Annotated in this window: 1 pseudogene; it reads right to left on the minus strand. The window is 43.6% G+C overall.

Annotated elements, in window-relative coordinates:
• Positions 1-264: pseudogene (locus SB658_RS24655) on the minus strand (EpsG family protein); the annotation flags it as partial.

The following is a 264-nucleotide window of genomic DNA, read 5'->3' on the forward strand; positions in this document are numbered from 1 at the left end:
GTGGCCGCCTTGTCCACACCAAATCCGAAGATATGCCAAGGCTTTTCATAATTGATGGAGAACTCATACATCTGTCCATATGTGACAAAATCGGTTCCTACTTTGTACCGAATACCTGCGACAATACAAAGAAACAAAAACGGAAATAACACGAGAATTTTGTTAGGCCGCCATCCGCTTTGAATGGTATCATCACGCCTGCCGTAAAATGCGGCAAAGCTCGACCATAAATAGACCATGATCATGTTCACCAAATATACCGCC

It is taken from the genome of Bacillus sp. SIMBA_008 (assembly GCF_046535495.1).
In the GTDB taxonomy this organism is placed as follows: domain Bacteria; phylum Bacillota; class Bacilli; order Bacillales; family Bacillaceae; genus Bacillus; species Bacillus subtilis.